The organism is Bacillus halotolerans (assembly GCF_004006435.1).
Taxonomy (GTDB): Bacteria; Bacillota; Bacilli; order Bacillales; family Bacillaceae; genus Bacillus; species Bacillus halotolerans.
Genome location: NZ_CP029364.1, coordinates 499,652 through 518,874, shown reverse-complemented (window position 1 = coordinate 518,874; position 19,223 = coordinate 499,652). Strand labels below are relative to the sequence as shown.

General features: G+C 40.0%; 17 protein-coding genes and 1 pseudogene. 12 read left to right on the top strand and 6 right to left on the bottom strand.

Annotated features, from left to right (window positions below; genetic code table 11):
• Positions 1-285: 285 nt before the first annotated feature.
• Both DIC78_RS02410 and kinA read left to right on the top strand, forming a co-directional pair.
• Positions 286-2,403 (top strand): peptidoglycan D,D-transpeptidase FtsI family protein, encoded by a 2,118-nt coding sequence (locus tag DIC78_RS02410; RefSeq protein ID WP_127695345.1) that lies wholly within the window; start codon positions 286-288, stop codon positions 2,401-2,403.
• Positions 2,404-2,565: 162 nt separating this feature from the next.
• Entirely contained in the window at positions 2,566-4,398 is a 1,833-nt protein-coding gene (gene kinA / locus DIC78_RS02405; RefSeq protein ID WP_095714840.1) for a sporulation histidine kinase KinA, read from the top strand.
• Here the strand turns inward: kinA and DIC78_RS02400 are convergent.
• Positions 4,395-5,578 (bottom strand): annotated as a pseudogene (locus DIC78_RS02400) (aminotransferase A). The gene kinA and the pseudogene DIC78_RS02400 sit on opposite strands and share 4 nt — an antisense overlap.
• A gap of 201 nt (positions 5,579-5,779) precedes the next feature.
• Complete coding sequence (locus DIC78_RS02395; RefSeq protein WP_003238943.1) at positions 5,780-5,941, bottom strand: hypothetical protein; 162 nt, start codon at positions 5,939-5,941, stop codon at positions 5,780-5,782.
• Positions 5,942-6,148: 207 nt separating this feature from the next.
• Here DIC78_RS02395 and cheV point away from each other — a divergent pair, with 207 nt between their 5' ends.
• Complete coding sequence (cheV, locus tag DIC78_RS02390; protein WP_024121210.1) at positions 6,149-7,060, top strand: chemotaxis protein CheV; 912 nt, start codon at positions 6,149-6,151, stop codon at positions 7,058-7,060.
• 41 nt (positions 7,061-7,101) lie between these two features.
• Here cheV and DIC78_RS02385 read toward each other — a convergent pair whose 3' ends face one another.
• The 4 genes from DIC78_RS02385 to DIC78_RS02370 all read right to left on the bottom strand — a co-directional run bounded on the left by DIC78_RS02385 (position 7,102) and on the right by DIC78_RS02370 (position 10,472).
• Positions 7,102-7,566, bottom strand: a complete 465-nt coding sequence (locus tag DIC78_RS02385) for a YkyB family protein (protein ID WP_044156084.1) — start codon at positions 7,564-7,566, stop codon at positions 7,102-7,104.
• 125 nt (positions 7,567-7,691) lie between these two features.
• Positions 7,692-8,984 (bottom strand): MFS transporter, encoded by a 1,293-nt coding sequence (locus DIC78_RS02380; RefSeq protein WP_127695343.1) that lies wholly within the window; start codon positions 8,982-8,984, stop codon positions 7,692-7,694.
• Positions 8,985-9,059: 75 nt separating this feature from the next.
• Positions 9,060-9,554 (bottom strand): L,D-transpeptidase family protein, encoded by a 495-nt coding sequence (locus tag DIC78_RS02375; RefSeq protein WP_081638296.1) that lies wholly within the window; start codon positions 9,552-9,554, stop codon positions 9,060-9,062.
• Between the two features lie 57 nt (positions 9,555-9,611).
• Complete coding sequence (locus DIC78_RS02370; RefSeq protein WP_127695341.1) at positions 9,612-10,472, bottom strand: metallophosphoesterase; 861 nt, start codon at positions 10,470-10,472, stop codon at positions 9,612-9,614.
• Positions 10,473-10,616: 144 nt separating this feature from the next.
• Between DIC78_RS02370 and fadH the strand changes: the two genes are divergently transcribed.
• The 9 genes from fadH (at position 10,617) to cbpB (ending at position 19,155) form a co-directional block, all read left to right on the top strand.
• The gene (gene fadH, locus DIC78_RS02365; protein ID WP_127695339.1) at positions 10,617-11,381 is read left to right on the top strand and encodes a 2,4-dienoyl-CoA reductase; all 765 of its coding nucleotides are present in this window, start codon (positions 10,617-10,619) and stop codon (positions 11,379-11,381) included.
• Between the two features lie 311 nt (positions 11,382-11,692).
• Positions 11,693-14,008 carry a glycoside hydrolase domain-containing protein gene (locus tag DIC78_RS02360; RefSeq protein ID WP_127695337.1) on the top strand — a complete coding sequence of 772 codons (2,316 nt, stop codon included), beginning with the start codon at positions 11,693-11,695 and terminating at the stop codon, positions 14,006-14,008.
• A 95-nt stretch (positions 14,009-14,103) separates the two neighbouring features.
• Entirely contained in the window at positions 14,104-14,652 is a 549-nt protein-coding gene (locus DIC78_RS02355; RefSeq protein WP_024121217.1) for a hypothetical protein, read from the top strand.
• Positions 14,653-14,804: 152 nt separating this feature from the next.
• Positions 14,805-16,028, top strand: coding sequence for an EAL domain-containing protein (locus DIC78_RS02350; RefSeq protein WP_024121218.1), 1,224 nt, complete (start codon positions 14,805-14,807; stop codon positions 16,026-16,028).
• A 247-nt stretch (positions 16,029-16,275) separates the two neighbouring features.
• Positions 16,276-17,184 (top strand): manganese catalase family protein, encoded by a 909-nt coding sequence (locus DIC78_RS02345; RefSeq protein WP_103671621.1) that lies wholly within the window; start codon positions 16,276-16,278, stop codon positions 17,182-17,184.
• 190 nt (positions 17,185-17,374) lie between these two features.
• Entirely contained in the window at positions 17,375-17,614 is a 240-nt protein-coding gene (locus DIC78_RS02340; RefSeq protein ID WP_003218671.1) for a YkuJ family protein, read from the top strand.
• Between the two features lie 109 nt (positions 17,615-17,723).
• On the top strand, positions 17,724-18,242 hold the full coding sequence (locus DIC78_RS02335; protein WP_024121220.1) for a ribonuclease H-like YkuK family protein: 519 nt from the start codon (positions 17,724-17,726) through the stop codon (positions 18,240-18,242).
• 139 nt (positions 18,243-18,381) lie between these two features.
• Positions 18,382-18,573 (top strand): AbrB antirepressor AbbA, encoded by a 192-nt coding sequence (gene abbA / locus DIC78_RS02330; protein WP_003218673.1) that lies wholly within the window; start codon positions 18,382-18,384, stop codon positions 18,571-18,573.
• 138 nt (positions 18,574-18,711) lie between these two features.
• Positions 18,712-19,155: a cyclic-di-AMP-binding protein CbpB gene (gene cbpB, locus DIC78_RS02325; protein WP_024121221.1), complete on the top strand. Its 444-nt coding sequence runs from the start codon at positions 18,712-18,714 to the stop codon at positions 19,153-19,155.
• The last annotated feature ends 68 nt before the right edge of the window (positions 19,156-19,223 follow it).

Below are 19,223 nucleotides of genomic sequence, written 5' to 3'. Positions count from 1 at the left end.
CTTTTTTGTCATAAAGAATCCATCACTTTCCTTTGACAAATGGCGATTGTCATTTTTGTAATCAAAACGCGCTGAACCGCTGATGGCAAGCGAGTAACGCGTATGTAGGGGCTTTATCTCACATTTACATAGCTTCCTATTTTTTGAATCGTTAGTTATATTTTAATGTATTTCAATATTGACAACTTTTTTTATCTCTTTTCGCTGTAACAACTATTACAAAGGTGTTACAATTAAAAACAGTATATGTAAATATATTGAATGATTTGAGAGGGGTAACCAGAAGTGACTGAAATAGGACGTGAACCAAAGAAAAAGCGCAAAGGAAACAGAGCAATCAGAATGAATCTGTATTTCCTAGCGGTCTTTGTTCTATTTACTGCATTAATCTTTAAGCTTGGCGTTGTTCAAATTGTCGAAGGCGAACAGCATGAAGAAAACGCTGAGAAAGCTAATGCGAAGACAGCGTATTACCCAGCGCCTCGGGGGAAGATGTATGACAGAAACGAGAAAGTGGCTGTTGATAACCAGAGCGTGCCGGAAATTGTGTATGTCTCAACATCAAGCACAAAAACAGAGGACAAAATCAAAACAGCTAAACGGCTTGCCGCTTTGATCGATATTGATACCGAATTTTTAAAGGATAGAGATTTACGTGATTACTGGCTCGCTTCTCATCCAAAAAAAGCTCTCAACCTGTTAAAGGAATCTGAAAGTAATCTGAAGGGGACACAGGCTTACAAGCTTCAAGTTGAACGCGTCCCGGCTGAAGAATTGAAGGCCATCCAGCGGGATGACGAAGAAATGCAAACCGCGGCCATATACACAAGATTTTCAAGCGGGAATGCGTATGAACCTCAGATTGTAAAAGCGATGGACCCAAATGACAGCAACGGCAACGGCAAAAACGGATCATTGCTTGATGAAAAGAAAAACTCCTCGCAAAGACCGAAAAATGATTTAACATATGATGAAATTTCTATTGTGTCTGAGCATTTAGAAGAGCTGCCGGGGATAGATGTCGTAAACGATTGGACACGAAAATACCCTTATGACAAAACACTTTATTCCGTTTTTGGAGGTGTCACAACACCTGATCAAGGGCTGCTCAGCGACCGGAAAGACTTTTATGTTACGAGAGGCTATGCGAGTAATGACAGAGTCGGCAAAAGTTATTTGGAGTATCAATATGAGGACTATTTAAATTCTCATAAAGAAAAAGTGGAATACGTGGAAGACAATAAAGGAAATGTCGTCAGCCAGAAAACAATCGACAAAGGCAGCCGGGGCTATGATCTTCGTCTTTCATTTGACATGGAGCTGCAGGCAAAGGTAGAAAAGATTGTGGAAGAAGAAGTGAGAAATAGCCGCGCACGCGGAAACTATATGCTTGACCGGGCCTTTGTTGTGATGATGGATCCGAATAACGGTGATATTCTGTCGATGGCAGGAAAAAAGATAGATTTAGAAACAAATAAGATTCAAGATTATGCGATCGGTGCTTTTACAACCCAATATGAAATGGGATCAGCAGTAAAGGGCGCAACCGTTCTCGCGGGCTATCAGGATGGGATTCCGCATTATAAATATTTCCATGATGCGCCGATGTATTTAGGAAGGAACCTCATAAAAAAATCTTACACAAATATGGGAACCATCAATGAATTAACGGCTTTGCAAAAAAGCTCAAACGTTTATATGTTTAATGTTGCTATGCATATTGCTGGGGTAACGTATAAGCCGCATGGACCGCTTCCTGCTGATCAGAAGGATCTGCTCAAAATGAGAAATTACTACAGCCAGTTTGGCCTTGGAGTCAAGACTGGTGTTGACCTGCCGCAGGAATCTGCAGGAATGCAAACGACACCTGATGTTGTAGGGGGCTTAATTTTAGACTTGGCAATTGGTCAATATGATACATATACACCGCTTCAGATGGCGCAGTACATTTCGGCAATCGCAAATGGCGGATACCGCATACAGCCTAGAATCGTCACAAGTATCCATAAACCCAGCAGTGAAGAGGAGCTTGGAAAAACAATTGAGCAAAGAAAGCCCAACATCCTGAATAAAATCAATAATACGGAAAGTGATATTCAGCAAGTAAAAACTGGAATGAAATTAGTTACAACTTCGGGGACCGCTAAAAATACTTTTACAGAAGACGTGTCTGGAAAAACGGGAACAGCGGAAACATTTTACTATGGCACAAATCAAAATTGGTGGGGAAAAAGCTCATACAATCTAACATTTGTCGGCTATTACCCATCGAAAAATCCAAAAGTTGCATTTAGTGTGGTTGTACCTTCAGTAGCAAACGATCACGATCCGATCAATAAGTTAATCGCCAAAAGAGCCATACACGCTTACGCAGAGCTCGAAAAGAAAAATAGCGAAAAATAAAAAACAGGGTGCACATCTGACAGATTGTGTGCCCTTTCTTTTCCTCAAAAATTAGAGATCACTATAAGAATAGAAGGAGAATACTCATTTTCTAGCGAATCATACTAGGTAAAAGTCAATCTGTAAATGTCGAACATGATGATCATGCAAAGGAGGGATTCTGTGGAACAGGATACGCAGTATGTTAAGCCATTTCAAACGAAAACCGATATTCATGCAGTCTTGGCTTCTAATGGACGCATCATTTATATATCAGCCAACTCCAAACTGTATCTGGGTTATCTCCAGGGAGAAATGATCGGATCATTCCTCAAGACATTTCTGCATGAGGAAGACCAATTTTTAGTTGAAAGCTATTTTTATAATGAACATCATCTGATGCCGTGCACCTTTCGTTTCATTAAAAAAGATCATACGATTGTATGGGTGGAGGCTGCAGTAGAAATTGTGACGACGAGAGCTGAGCGGACGGAACGGGAAATCATTTTGAAAATGAAGATTCTCGAAGAAGAGTCCGGGCATCAGCCTCTTAACTGCGAAAAACATGAAATTGAGCCTGAGAACCCGGAATCAACTACATATATAACGGATGATTATGAGCGGCTAGTTGAAAATCTTCCAAGCCCGCTATGCATCAGTGTCAGCGGCAAAATCGTCTATGTAAACAGCGCGATGCTTTCCATGCTGGGAGCAAAAAGCAAGGATGCTGTTATTGGCAAATGGTCCTATGAATTTATTGAGGAAGAGTATCATGATATCGTGAAAAACAGAATTATAAGAATGCAAAAAGGAATGGAAGTCGGAATGATTGAACAGACGTGGAAAAGGCTTGATGGCACACCTGTTCATTTAGAAGTGAAAGCGTCCCCGACCGTCTACAAAAACCAGCAGGCTGAACTGCTTCTGCTAATCGATATCTCTTCAAGGAAAAAATTCCAAACCATCCTGCAAAAAAGCCGTGAACGATATCAGCTGCTGATTCAAAATTCAATCGATACTATTGCTGTGATTCATAATGGGAAATGGGTGTTTATGAATGAGTCGGGAATTTCGCTGTTTGAAGCGGCGACCTATGAGGATTTAATCGGCAAAAATATATACGATCAGCTCCACCCTTGTGATCATGAGGACGTGAAAGAGAGAATCCAAAACATTGCCGAGCAAAAAACAGAATCGGAAATCGTTAAACAATCATGGTTTACCTTTCAGAACAGGGTCATCTACACGGAGATGGTCTGCATTCCGACGACCTTTTTCGGTGAAGCGGCTGTCCAAGTCATTCTGCGTGATATTTCTGAGAGAAAACAAACAGAGGAACTCATGCTTAAATCAGAAAAGTTATCTATCGCAGGACAGCTCGCAGCGGGAATCGCGCATGAGATCCGCAATCCGCTGACCGCGATCAAAGGGTTTTTACAGCTGATGAAACCGACGATGGAAGGAAATGAACATTATTTTGACATTGTATTCTCTGAGCTCAGCCGAATTGAATTAATACTCAGTGAACTGCTGATGCTGGCGAAGCCCCAGCAGAATGCCGTTAAAGAGCATTTGAACTTGAAAAAACTAATCGGTGAAGTCTCTGCGCTGCTGGAAACCCAAGCGAATTTAAACGGGATTTTCATCAGAACCCGTTATGAGAAAGACAGCATTTATATAAACGGGGACCAAAATCAGCTAAAGCAGGTATTCATTAATTTAATAAAAAATGCAGTAGAATCTATGCCTGACGGAGGCACTGTAGACATTATCGTAACAGAGGATAAGCATTCTGTTCATGTTACCGTCAAGGACGAAGGGGAGGGCATACCTGAAAAGGTGCTCAACCGTATTGGAGAACCATTTTTAACGACAAAAGAAAAGGGAACGGGACTCGGGCTGATGGTAACATTTAATATCATTGAGAATCATCAAGGCGTTATCCATGTAGACAGCCAGCCGGATAAAGGCACAGCGTTTAAAATCTCATTTCCAAAAAATAAAACAACGGCTTAAACGCCGTTGTTTATATCGTCTGCATCGATTCCCTTTTCTTTAGTACAAATAATTCTAAACGATCTAATCCTTCTCTTAATGTGTCCAGCGAGTATGCAAAAGACAGCCTTACATATCCTTCACCAAACGCTGAGAACGAGCTGCCGGGCACAAGCGCCACACCAGCATCCTCCAAAAGAGCCATACTAAAGTCAAACGAAGACATCCCAAAGGATTTAATAGAAGGAAAAATATAAAATGCGCCAGACGGTTTTACGACATCAAGACCCATAGACACGAGGCGGTCATACACATAATCGAGCCGTTTTTTGTACTGCTCTCTCATGATCAGGGCGTCGTCAAATCCGTTAGTCACAGCTTCAAGTGCTGCCTTCTGAGAAATAGAGGACGCACATGACACATTGTATTGATGAACCTTTAAAATGTGTTTTGCTATGTCTTTCGGAGCGAATAAAAATCCGATTCTCCATCCCGTCATGCTGTGGGACTTTGACAAGCCGTTAATGACAATGGTTTGATCCCGCAAATGTGTTGCAATCGAATGGTGCGGTCTGTCATATGTTAATTCGCTGTATATTTCGTCTGACAATACGAAGACATTTCTGCCTTTTAATAGAGCCGCGATGCTTTTCAGCTCTTCTTCAGATAATGTCACACCGGTAGGGTTTGACGGATAAGGAAGCACGACACACTTGGTATTGGGAGTCAGAGCTTCTTCAATCAGCCGGGCTGTGAGTTTAAACCCGTGAGACGTCGTGTCAACAATGACAGGCTTGGCACCGCATAAATTGATAATAGGTTCATAACCCGGGTATATCGGACCTGGCATAATGACTTCATCGCCGGGAGACAGAATGGTGCGGAAAGCTGCATCAATGGCTTGGCTCGCTCCCGTTGTGATCATTATTTCACTTTCAGCTTCATAGTTGAAGTCCGCTTTTTTCTTCATATAAAGCTGAACAGCTTGTCTCAATTCCAGGTAGCCGGCATTTGGAGTGTATGACGTAACATTGTCATCAATGGCTTTTTTTGCGGCAGCTTTCACATGATGCGGCGTGAAAAAATCAGGCTGGCCGATCGTAAGTGAAATGACATTTTCGTGTTGAGATACAAGATTTGAGAATTTGCGTATTCCTGAAATTTCAATTTCTCTGGCTTTCGGATTCAGCAAATGTTCCATAATTCATCACCTTAATATATATAATGAGTTTCTCCTATTTTACCACTAGCTGGCCATTTGTCACCTTTTTAACCGATATATTTCGATTGTATGCGCCTATTTACTAAACATACCTTCCTTCTCAGAAAAAAAGAAGACAACCAGCGATTTGATTGTCTTTATTGTATCATGTTCTATTATTGTTTATATGTGCCAATTTCATCAATAACCATAGTCAAAATGAAGGTCTTCGTGCCAAATCATGTACGGGGGATGCTCTTCTTGAAGATCAGCAGATTCTTTCTTCATATGAAGATAAGTCTCTTCACTGATATCCTCTAAAACAGTCATTTCATTTTCTTTAAATATTACTAAAGTACCCATTATTTACACCCTTCTTTGGAAAAATCCTTGACTATTTTATCACTGTCAGTTGGAAAGTCAATGGCCATTAGGAAAAAAGTTTCTTTTTTTAAGGTTATCAGCATAACTGTCGCCAGAATAGGATTTTGAAGAGCCTCACCATTCATTTTTTATAATTTGCGCCGATATATACAGTACAATACTGAATGCGAATAGCGAGGGATTGAATTGTCGTTACAACAATACGAAATTTTATTGGATTCTGGTACAAATGAATTAGAAATTGTGAAGTTTGGCGTTGGTGGCAATGCTTTCGGCATTAACGTCATGAAAGTAAGAGAGATTATTCAGCCTGTCGAGGTCACATCAGTGCCTCACTCCCACCAGCATGTTGAAGGAATGATTAAACTAAGAGGAGAAATTCTCCCAGTCATCAGCCTGTTTTCCTTTTTCGGAGTTGAGCCTGAGGGATCAAAAGACGAGAAGTATATCGTAACCGAATTTAATAAGCGAAAAATTGTTTTCCATGTCGGGTCTGTTTCTCAAATTCACAGGGTTTCATGGGAAGCGATTGAAAAACCGACTTCCTTAAATCAAGGAATGGAGCGGCACCTCACAGGGATTATCAAACTGGAAGAAACGATGATCTTTTTGCCTGATTATGAAAAAATCATCTATGATATCGAATCAGACTCAGGTGTTGATACGTACAATATGCATACCGAGGGCTTTGATGAAAGAAGAACTGATAAAAAGCTTATCATTGTAGAAGACTCACCGCTTCTGATGCGTCTTTTAAAAGATGAATTAACCGAAGCCGGATACAACAATATTACAGCGTTTGAGAATGGAAAAGACGCATATGACTATATCATGAACCTTACCGAAAGCGGCAATGATTTAACAGAACAGATCGATATGATCATCAGTGATATTGAAATGCCGAAAATGGACGGACACAGGCTGACAAAGCTGCTTAAAGACAATCCGAAGAGTTCTGATGTGCCGATTATGATTTTCTCATCATTAATTACAGATGATTTGCGTCACCGGGGAGAAGTGGTCGGCGCCGATGAGCAAATCAGCAAGCCGGAAATCAGCGATCTGATTAAAAAAGTGGATACGTATGTGATCGATTAATAAAAAAAGCCGGATGCCATAAGTGGCATCGGCTTTTTTTATTAAAAATAACTCTCGCCGAGTTTCTTAAAGACAGGCTTATGATAAGCGGGCTGCTGGCGATTCGTCACAAGCGGCTTTTCTTTCATGCCGACGTATTCTTGCAATAGGTGTTTTGCTTTTGTTAAAGACATTTGAGCTTTAGGATTTCGGTACGACTGATTAAGTGTACCTAAATGCGGAAGATGTTCGAAGTCTTCTTTAGTTGGAGGCATGTGAAAATAGTAGTCTCCGATTGAGATAAGCACGTCCGATTGCTGTTGGCTGAACCTTGGATTTTTTGAAAAATGAAGCCCTATTTTCTTTCCTTTACCTTCTTTGACAAGCTTTTGCAAAGCCCGTTTTTTCAGCAGATATAGGTATTTAGGGTTGGGGGCGGTTTTTGCATGGCGGTTCACGGTGTAAACTGCTTTTGAAAGATTTTCTACGGTTGGCTGCAGATCTTTCGAGTATGCATGGTCGTCCATTATTTCTCTCCTTTGCTCTTATCAAATTTCTTATGATTAGATTATACTTTTTTAAGGTTGAAATGCAAATATTGAATGCAAAAATGCGCTTTTTCTATGGAAAAAAAGCGCATTTTCAACTTATATTATACAGATTTTGCTTTCTTTTTCGGCTGAGCCTGAAATGTTTCCTGTACATTCACTTCTACAGCCTGCGCACTGTATTTTGGCAGTGCGACAAAATAGAAAATGAAAACAGCTAAGATGAAAACGCCCATGCCGTAATACAAATAATCGATGTTTGATACAAACTTAGGGAATAACAGCGCCACTAAGCCAAGTGTCAAAGACTGCGCAAACATCATAAAAGGATCTTGCCAGCCGCTTACACGTCCCATAAGCTTCGGATTGACAATCTTAGGCATCCATCCCCCAATGGCGATGTTTACCGGACCGATGCACATCCCCAGTACAAAAGTAGTTGCATAGTACACCCATAAAACTTTGGTGTAGCCAAGGACAAAAATCAGCAAGCCCGCAATTAAAATCGGCACCGACATTAAAAAGTGAGGCTTCACTTTTTTAGAGATTAACGTGCCGATCACACTTCCTGCCAAAAGCCCAAACCCGATTGCGATCGTAAAAACGGATGTATGCCATTCATAACGGTCGGGGGCCAGTCCATACTTCATTGTAAACATTGGCAATACAGCAAATCCTCCGTTCACAAAACCAAAAACAAAGAAACCGAAAATAAGAGAGGCCAGCAGCTTGTTTTTTAAAATGTAGACAATGCCTTCCTTAAAATCGTTTATCGAATCCTTGACGGAAGCTTGTCTCCAGTTAAATGTGCCGTTCGGCTGTCTGGCTTCTTTCGGAATCCGGCAGGTGCGGATAAGCAGGCCGGAAATAATAAAGCTGACAAAATCAAGAATAATCGCTCCATGAATTCCGATTGTGTTATACATAAAAGCACCGATTCCAACGCCAAATACCATAAAGATACTAAAAAGCATCTGATTAAGCCCGGCCGCTTTCGCATAATGCTCCTTCGGCAGGATGGCTTGTACTAAACTGTTTTCTGCAGGAAAGAAAAACTTGGTTACAGCGCTTCTGACAAACAATATACAGAAAACAAGAGGAATATTGCCGGTAAATAAAGTGAAAAAAAGTACGACAGTCAGGGCGGCTCTGATCCAATCACAGTTTTCCGCGACTTTTTTTCTGTCAAACCGGTCCGCAACGACTCCCACAAGCAAAAACACAAATACTGTAGGAAGGGAATACATCAGTTCAGCCAAGGTTGTATAAGAAGGCTGGCTGCTGAAGCGGTCCAGCAAGAAAAAAGCAAATGCCATGTTGCCTACTGTCGTGCCCATTTGAGAAGCGAGTGCTGCGAAAAATAGACGAACAAAATTACGATTTTTAAATATATCCATAAAAACGCTCCTTACCCTAAAGGTCCCACTTTATCATATTATAAACCGCCTGTTTTTGAAACAAATAAGAAAACATTACCGGTTAATCATGACTCTTGTTCCGTTTGGCACAATTGAAGCGAGTTCCAGAACATCTTTGTTATGCATGCGGATACAGCCTTTAGACACAGCCTTGCCAATCGAAGCGGGATTATTCGTTCCGTGTATTCCATAGTGCTGCCTTGAAAGGCTCAGCCAATAAGCGCCAAATGGGCCGCCGGGATTGCGTTGGCGGTTAATAATATAGAACTCGCCAGTTGGTGTTTGTGTCAATATTTTACCGACGGCGATCGGATAAGTTTTTATTACCTGATTATTTTGGTACAAAGTAAGGGTTTTAGCCCCAATAGAGACTGCAATATGATATGGGATCGTATTTGGGTCCGGCAGACCGGGGATGACAATGCGCTGTCCGGCGATAACTCCTGATTGCAGCGATGGGTTGGCTTGAATCAAAGCAGCGGTGCTGATTCTGAAATCGGCCGCGATGCTGGTGAGTGTATCGCCTTGTTTAATCTGGTACGTAAGCAGTTTCCTCATCCTCCCTTTTTTATTTATAAGTATTGATGAGGAACCCATTCTGCTACATTAAGTTGTGCTTTTTAATGTAAAGACTGTGATTTCAGGTTTAGCCAGAAATCGCAAAGGCAGTCTCGTCATCCCGAGGCCGCGGTTCACATAAATATGAGTGTCGCCTGTTTGGTACATTCCTTCGGTATAGACTTTTCCGTACGGAGGCGTAATAAGCGGTCCGTAGAAGGGCAGCTGGATCTGCCCGCCGTGTGTGTGTCCGGATAGCTGCAGATTGACAGGATATGTTTTTGTATTCAAGGCAGCATCAGGCTCATGGACGAGCAGAATGGAAAACAGCCTCTCGCTTAGTTTCGATAGGGTGCCTTCATAATCGGGCTTGCCGAGCATTAAATCATCGAGCGCAGCGATCTCAATTTCGCTGCCGTCTGTGAGCGCCAATTTTTGATAGGCATTGCGGAATACCGTAAAACCTCCTGATGACATCAGGCTTTTATAAGCATCGGTTCCATAGCCGCCGTGATCATGATTGCCGTAAACACAAAACTTGCCGAAGGGTGCTTGCAGCTTTCTCAAAAAAGGAATCACTGCCTGATAATGTTGATACGTATCAGGGTTATCGATAATATCCCCGGTAAAAACAATTAAATCAGGCTTAGTTTCATTGATCGTCAGGATGACAGTTCTAAAGTCTTCAAGCGTAAAATAATCGCTTAAATGTGTATCACTGAACTGCACGATTTTAAAACCGTCAAATCCATGGGGAATGAGAGAGCTTTTAATCGTGTGCTCAGTAGTCTCAATCATATGCGGTTCCAGATAGCGGGCATAGCCATATCCCCCGCTGGCCGTTAAAACCCCGGCCGCAAAAACGCCGAGCGTTCCTTTTAAAAATTGTCTTCTGGACATCTTTTTCATTTCAAACCAACCTTTAGTAGAGTTTTTCTATTATATCACCTGTATCTTGAAAAAATCTCATCTCAGCATGTGCTGACAGAAGCTTGCGTATAATGATAGAATAATATTGAATGAATACTCATTCATAACAGGAGGGATCATACAATGGAAAAAAAGGTTGTTATTATTACCGGCGGGTCAAGCGGCATGGGAAAAGCAATGGCAAAAAAACAGGCCGAATTAGGCTGGAATGTCATGATAACAGGGCGGAACCATGAAGCACTTGAAGAAACAAAAAAAGAAATTGAAACCTTTGAGGGCCAAGTTGCCTGTTTTCAAATGGATGTCCGTTCTGATTCTGGGGCAGCACAAATGGCTGCAGAAGCGTTACATGTGTTTGGGCGTCTTGATGCACTTATTAATAATGCGGCCGGCAATTTTATTTGCCCGGCAGAAAAGCTCACGCCCAATGGATGGAAAGCGGTAATTGAGATTGTATTAAATGGTACGTTTTTTTGCAGCCAAGCCGCAGCCAGGCACTGGATTGAGCATCAGCAGAGGGGTGTTATTTTAAATATGGCCGCCACATATGCGTGGGGAGCGGGAGCGGGGGTTGTTCATTCCGCTGCGGCAAAAGCTGGCGTATTGTCGCTCACTAGAACTCTTGCCGTAGAGTGGGGCAGTCAATACGGAATCCGCACAAACGCGATTGCACCCGGTCCAATTGAACGAACAGGCGGTGCAGAGAAGCTATTTGAATCGGAAAAAGCGAAGGCCCGCACGCTGAACAGTGTGCCGCTCGGCCGGCTTGGCACACCCGAGGAAATCGCCGCTTTGGCCGCGTTTATGCTTTCTGATGAAGCGTCCTATATGAATGGGGAATGTGTCACTCTGGATGGGGGGCAATGGCTGAATCCTTATCCGTTTTAATTTCACATAATATTTATCAGTAAATATTGAAATTATTAAGTGAAATTTTTATGTTTAAAAGTTTAACCTCCAAAATTAACCTTCTTCCTATCCAATTAAACCTATTAAGATAACACATAAAGCTCTAATTGTTTAAGAGGAATTGGTGTCATACGTAAGCCACCTAATATATGAAAGTTATATTTCAAAAGGGGAGGCGAAGTATGAAGAACTTAGATTAAAACATTCATATAATTACCTCTTTAACTAAAAAGAGAAATTATAGGAATGAATTAATTAGGTTTATATTATTATGGGAGGAAGGTTAAATAATGGACGAAATGGTATTATTAACTCAGGAATGGCTCAATGAAACGTACAAGGGGAAAAGTGGCTATAATCCCATTGAGGAAAATGGGAAAACTGGCTGGGAAACAATGTATGCATTAACTAGAGCCTTACAACTAGAATTGGGAATTATACAGACTTCCGACAGCTTTGGTCCTACAACTTTGAGAAAGCTTGGAGAGTTAGGCCCAATTTCTATGTCATCTAATTCAAAAAAAAATATTGTGAAAATTGTTCAAGGTGCCCTATATTGTAAAGGTTATGGTCCAGGTGGATTAACGGGTACATTTGGACAGGGAACGAAAGGCGCGATAGCAGAAATGCAATTGCATATGGGGCTTTCTAAAACAGACGGTGTAGTAACGCCTAAAGTGTTTAAAGCTTTATTAAACATGGACTCTTATATCCTTTTAAATGGGGCGTCAGAGAAAGTTCGTTCAATACAGCAATGGCTAAATAATAAATATAACAATAGAGAGAATTTCTATTTTATGCCCTGTGATGGCCTGTATTCAAGGGATACTCAAAAGTCTCTTGTTTATGCAATACAGTACGAGGAAGGGTTAAGTGATAGTATAGCTAATGGGAATTTTGGACCAACTACTCAAAGATTGATTCCTGTATTAAGAATTGGAGAAACAGATGAAAAAAACAGTTTTATTCATTTATTTCAAGCTGCTCTAATCTTTAATGGCTACAATGTTCCTTTTGATGGAGTATACTCTGAATCTGTAAGATCAAAAGTAAAGGCTTTTCAGTCTTTTGCAAAATTACAACAGAGTGGTACTGCCGACTTTCAAACATGGGCTTCACTTCTAGTAAGTACTGGAGACCCTAATCGAAAAGGAGTTGCTTGTGACTCAATTACTCAAATTACATCGGACAGGGCGGAGTCCCTTAAGAGGGCAGGTTATAAGATTGTAGGGCGATATCTAACAAATGCGCCGGGGAGTACACTAAATAAAAAAATACAACCAGGTGAATTAGAAACAATCTTAAAATCAGGTTTAAATGTTTTTCCGATTTATCAAACCTATGGGGGAGCAACAAATTATTTTAATAAAGAACAAGGAAAGAAAGATGCGTTTGCTGCTTATAAAGCAGCAAAAAAATACGGGTTTAAAAATAACACTGTAATATACTTTGCAGTAGATTATGATGCATATGGTAACGATTTAAACAACAATATTATTCCACACTTCGAAGGTATAAATGAAATAATGAACGGTTTTTTAGGTTCAACTTACAAAATTGGTATTTATGCCCCTAGGAATGTATGTACTATAGTTTCTAAAAAAGGTTTAGCATTTGCAAGTTTTGTAAGTGGTATGTCTACTGGCTTTAGCGGAAACTTAGGATATCCTTTGCCTTACAATTGGGCGTTTGACCAAATTTCAACAATTACTGTTGGAAATGGTTCTGGAATGATTGAAATTGATAATGATATTTGTTCAGGTTTGGATAATGGAGTTAATACCATAAATATAGTGTCTTCAGAGAATAAGAAGTTTTTTGATCAAATTGATGTTTTATATGAAACTGCTGAAAAATATGCTCAAATGCAAAGCGATTTAAATAATGGGGTAGAAAAAACACAATTAGCTAATGAGTTGGTTGCCCAGTATTTAAGAAAGGATGACTACAAAGGGTGGAAGTGGGTCCCTACCGCAGGCCAGATTGATCCTATTTATCGTGAATGGGCAGATAAAGCGCTAGGGGAAGACCTAGTAAATGGAATTGTTGATCCTATATCAAAAACTGTCATAGGAACGCAGCATCTTATGGCAACTTATAATGCCATTATTTATAGTGGTGGTTACTCTCAAACACTACGAGATTTTGCTGGTTGGACTGGAGATCTATTAACAACAATACAGGACATGAAATTACACGCTCAAGAATTTAATTCGCCTTATGATGCGGCTATGAAAATAATAGGTAATATGTATCAATTTAGCCTAGATGATTTATTTAGTGATGTAGATGCAATTAATCTAGCGAATAAAACATCAGTTGGTGCTAATGCACAACCTCTAAATATCGCAATTAGAGATTATTATAGTAATAATGACTGTATGAATAGGTTCACTCAATTTGTAAATAATAGATTTGATGGTTCGTTAGACAAAATTTTCTCTGAAGCAGAGTATTATTTAAATACAAACCTTGACCCAGTTGTTGTTCCAATTAGGTTAGCCTTTAAACGTGCTTTTGATGTTGAGGATTATAGTGAAGAGATTGGAAAAATAACAGCACAAGCATTTAGAGATGTTATTGAGAAAAAAATGATATCTGAATAAACTGCAAAACAAGCGAACGTTAAAACTGGTCGTTCGCTTGTTTTATTTTCTATTCAAATTTATGATATAATTTTTAAAGATTAAGGAGTGATTCATTGAAGAAATTGTTAAAAAAGTTAGTTGTATTATTTTTAAGCAGTTTAGTTATCATCTTTAATATTTGGTACTTTATTATTTGTGCTTTTTCCCCAGAGTATTATCAAAATACAAATCTTACTTCTAATGAAATAATAAGATTTGAAAAACTATACCACATAGATTTTCCTGATGAAACAAAATTTATTAAAGCTAGAGAGTATTTGGCTGGGCCCGGAGGAGATACGTCAGCTGTATTATATGTGTCTCTGCCAACCAAGCGGGTAGAAAAAGTTTTATCTGATTACACGCATATGAAAATAAACTATACTGACAATGTCGGTTCAATGTATGGAGTTGACGTTTCAAAGAGTGTCGCCGGTTTAACAACTCTTACATTTGGCACTTACGATAAAAAAGGAACTTTCTATAATATGAAACATGATGATGATTGGATGTATAAAGGCACTGACTGGAATCTTTACTTTTGGACAGCTGCTAGTTATAATGCTGTTATTTTTGTATTTGTCTTGGTTATTGTGAAACAAATGAATAAAATTCTTAATTAACCAGTCTGTAGATTGATAATCTCAAAAAAATTTTCCTCTTCTTTTAACATACTCCATACGACCCTCTTTTCCATACTATGATTTTTTTGAAATTTGTGGTGTAGTTATAATTGTGCGTATAATCAGACAAAGATAGAGAAGCAGGTGATAACATGTTGGATCCACTTGATATTTTAACGAACATTGATGATGTCCTCCCATATTACCAGGCGATTTTCAGTGCCGAGGAGCAGAAAATCGTCGGATATGAGGTGCTGGGACGTATATTGGCAGATTCAGAAATTCAAAGTCTCGGACCCTTTTTTTTAGATGCGGGGATACCCGAAGAATATAAATTAGAGGTTGATAACAGAATTATCCGCCAGGCTCTTGACCGCTTTTTAGAAGCGGATTCTGATCTGCTGATTTTTATGAATCAGGATGCCAATCTTTTAATGCTTGATCACGGCGAAAGCTTTCTTGAGCTTCTGAAAGAATATGAAGCGAGAGGGATCGAACTTCATCGTTTCGTGCTTGAAATTACGGAGCACAATTTTGAAGGGGATATTGAGCAGCTTTACCATATGCTTGCCTACTATCGTACATACGGAATCAAAATAGCAGTTGATAATATCGGAAAAGAAAGCAGCAATCTGGACAGAATTGCGCTGCTATCGCCAGATTTGTTAAAAATCGATTTACAGGCGCTGAAAATCTCACAGCCATCTCCGTCTTATGAGCATGTGCTGTACAGCATTTCATTATTAGCAAGAAAAATCGGTGCGGCGCTGCTTTACGAAGATATTGAGGCGAATTTTCAGCTTCAATACGCATGGAGAAACGGCGGCCGCTATTTTCAGGGCTATTATTTGGTGTCCCCGTCAGAAACGTTTTTAGAGAGAGATGTATTGAAGCGAAGACTTAAGACTGAATTTCACCAATTTATCACTCATGAGAAAAAGAAACTAGAAACCGTCTATGAGCACTCTGAACAGTTTTACAAACGGGTGCACCAAGCTGTTACATCATTGCGGAAAAACAGCCAGTCCCCGGATGATGATTTTATTAAAAAGCTGGCGGAAGAGCTGACGGATTGCAGCTTTAGAATTTATATCTGTGATGGAGAAGGCGATCAGCTGACTGGAAATGTTTTTAAACAAGACGGAGAATGGATTTATCAGCCGGAGTATACGGAGAAGAACTGGAGCTGGCGTCCTTATTTTCTGGAGAACATCATGAGAATGAGAAACCTCAGAAAAGGGTTTTTCAGTGATTTGTACAGCGATTTGGAAACAGGCGAAATGATCAGAACGTTTTCATATCCGATGGATGATCAAATATATTTATTTATAGACCTGCCGTATTCTTATTTATATGAGCAGGATGGATTGATTTAAACGGCTGAAGAGCCGTTTTTTTTATGAATTGAAAAAAATATCAAAAAACGATTGACATTGATACTGAGAATCATTATCATTTAATTATAGAGAGAAGCTACTCTCTGTTCCCCAACCCCTCTATCAGATCAAGATCCGAAAAGCTTGGCGCTACCCCCGCCAAGTTTTTTATTTGTCAACGCATAAGACAATCCGTAGAAACAATAAACCTTATTAGTGGTAAACAACGGCACTAGGAGGTAAAAACATGTTCAAAAGGAGCAACAGACTGCTGATTGACCTTCCAACCCCAGAACATCCTGACCCAAATGCGGCAGCAGCGGTTCAAGAGCTGTTAGGCGGCAAATTTGGTGAAATGTCCACTCTCAATAATTATATGTTCCAGTCCTTTAACTTTCGCAGCAAGAAAAAATTAAAACCGTTTTACGATCTCGTATCAAGCATTACCGCTGAAGAATTCGGCCATGTTGAGCTTGTGTCTAATACGATATCCTTAATGCTGACAGGTTCGACATTTAAAGGTGATCCCGACGTTACACCGATGAGAGATGCAAAAAATAAACGAAATTCCCAGCATTTTATTGAAACGGCTCAAACGTCTTATCCGTTTGATTCGATGGGGAAAGCCTGGACCGGTGAAAATGTGTTTAACAGCGGAAATCTGGTGCTGGATTTGCTCCATAACTTTTTCCTGGAATGCGGCGCCCGAACTCACAAAATGAGAGTGTATGAAATGACTGATCATCCGGTGGCCAGAGAAATGATCGGTTATTTGCTCGTGCGCGGCGGCGTTCATATCGTGGCGTATGCCAAAGCGCTTGAGATTGCGACTGGCGTAAATATCGGCAAAATGCTTCCGATCCCGAATCTTGATAATAAACATTTTGATACAGCCAGAAAATTCGAAGAGCAGGGAATTCATACGAAGCTGTATACATTCAGTGATACGGATTACAAGGATATCAATAAAATCTGGAAAGGTGAGCATCCGATAGACGGCAGTGAGCTTCATGTCATTGAGGGGAGCCCTAAGGGAGCGCCCGTTCCTGATTTCAGAGAAGTGCCGGAGGAATTTGCTCCCGGGATTTCAAAAGAGGATTTTGACGAAATTGCAAAAAGGCTGTTGGATTCTGCCGGAATATCAAAAAAATCTTAATTGTGTGTATGACATTCCAAAAAAAGCCTCAAACTACGTAAAAATAGTTTTTTCACTTTTTTTCTTTTCTTAAATTCAGCAGGGAAAATGCCATCCTGTCCGACTTTATGGTATGATGCTCAATAGAACTTGTATTATAATAAATACTTGTTGATTTGAAGTTGTTTTTTGAAAGGAGTCTTTTTTTAGAATGTCACAATTAATGGGTATCATCACACGGCTGCAAAGTCTGCAAGAAACGGCGGAAGCGGCTAACGAGCCAATGCAGCGCTACTTCGAAGTAAATGGTGAGAAAATATGCAGTGTTAAATATTTCGAAAAAAATCAAACATTTGAACTGACGGTTTTCCAAAAAGGTGAAAAGCCGAACACATATCCGTTTGATAATATCGACATGGTTTCAATCGAAATCTTTGAACTTCTGCAGTAAGACTCTTGATATAGGGAAAACAAGCTTTCGCTTTGCAGCATGTAATCGAAATAAACGGTAAGGAACATACTTGTTTCATGGTTGTAAATCCTTGAAAAGGAGTGTCGTCATGGCCGATTCTTTTCTGTTTTATAATCTTTCAGAAGCACAGATGACCTTTCAAGATGTGATGGAGCGGCTTAAAGCCTTTATTCGAAGGGATCCCCGTTCTTCATATGTGTTATCGATCGGAACCGATTCACAGGTTTATCGTGATTACACAAAGTTTATTACTGCATTACATTTGCATCGTACAGGCAAGGGAGCTTGGGGCTGCTTGAAAAACCACGCAGTCGACAGACCCATACATAGCCTTCGTGAAAAGATTTCGTTAGAAACGGCGTACAGTCAAGAAACAGCCGCCTATATTCTGGATGGACACTTGATGGATATTACCGATCTGCTCCTGCCTTTTACAGGCGAAGGGGCGGATCTTACATTTGAGGTTCACTTGGATATTGGGAAAAAAGGGCTTACAAAAGAACTGATTCAAGAAATGACAGGGCGCATAACTTCAATGGGGATTGAGGCTAAAATCAAACCGGATTCATACACAGCCTTCAGCTATGCAAATCGTTTTACAAAATAATTCCGGCTCGCAAGCCGAGGGAAATGTCGAATTATGCGGTTGACGATTGTTTTCTGATTACTTATTCTAGCGGTAGAGCTGAAAGTAAGTTTTCTTGCTTTCAGAGGTATTCAGTATAAAACAGGGGGCCTGATTACGAATGAGTCTTATCGGTGAACGATTTACAGAAGAAGAACAAAAACTTCTGCTGAATATCCTGATCAATCATGAGTATGCTATCGAGCTTTTAAGCAGTGAGATCAACGATATAGAGACAGGAACCAAAAACGTTGACGGAACCACCTACAAAAAACTTGTAACGCTATACGACCGATTTCGATTTGAAAATTAATGGCACACCTTATAATTGATACTCCTCCAAAGAGTATCTTTTTTATTGAAGGAAACTTTTCGACAAATACTGATAAAGTTTATATTATTGTAGTATAGGGAATGTATGTGTTGATGAAAATGAAAAGGGGTCGAAAACATGATAAGCTTGCAATCAGATCAGCTTCTTGAGGCAACAGTCGGACAATTTATGATTGAGGCGGACAAAGTAGCGCACGTTCAAGTTGGGAACAACCTGGAGCACGCTTTATTAGTGCTGACAAAAACAGGGTACACAGCCATCCCGGTGCTGGATGCGTCATATCGTTTACACGGCTTAATAGGAACCAATATGATCATGAACAGCATTTTTGGTCTTGAAAGAATTGAATTTGAAAAGCTTGACCAAATTACCGTTGAGGAAGTTATGCTGACTGATATTCCGCGTCTTCATATAAATGATCCGATTATCAAAGGATTCAGCATGGTCATTGATAACGGGTTTGTTTGCGTTGAAAATGATGATCAGGTCTTTGAGGGGATTTTCACAAGAAGAGTGGTTTTGAAGGAATTGAATAAGCATATTCGCTCATTGAACAAGTAGGCTGCTCAGCCTATTTTTTATTCTATTTGCAGAGCAATAAAGAAAGCGCATACATAAATTGGGGTGAA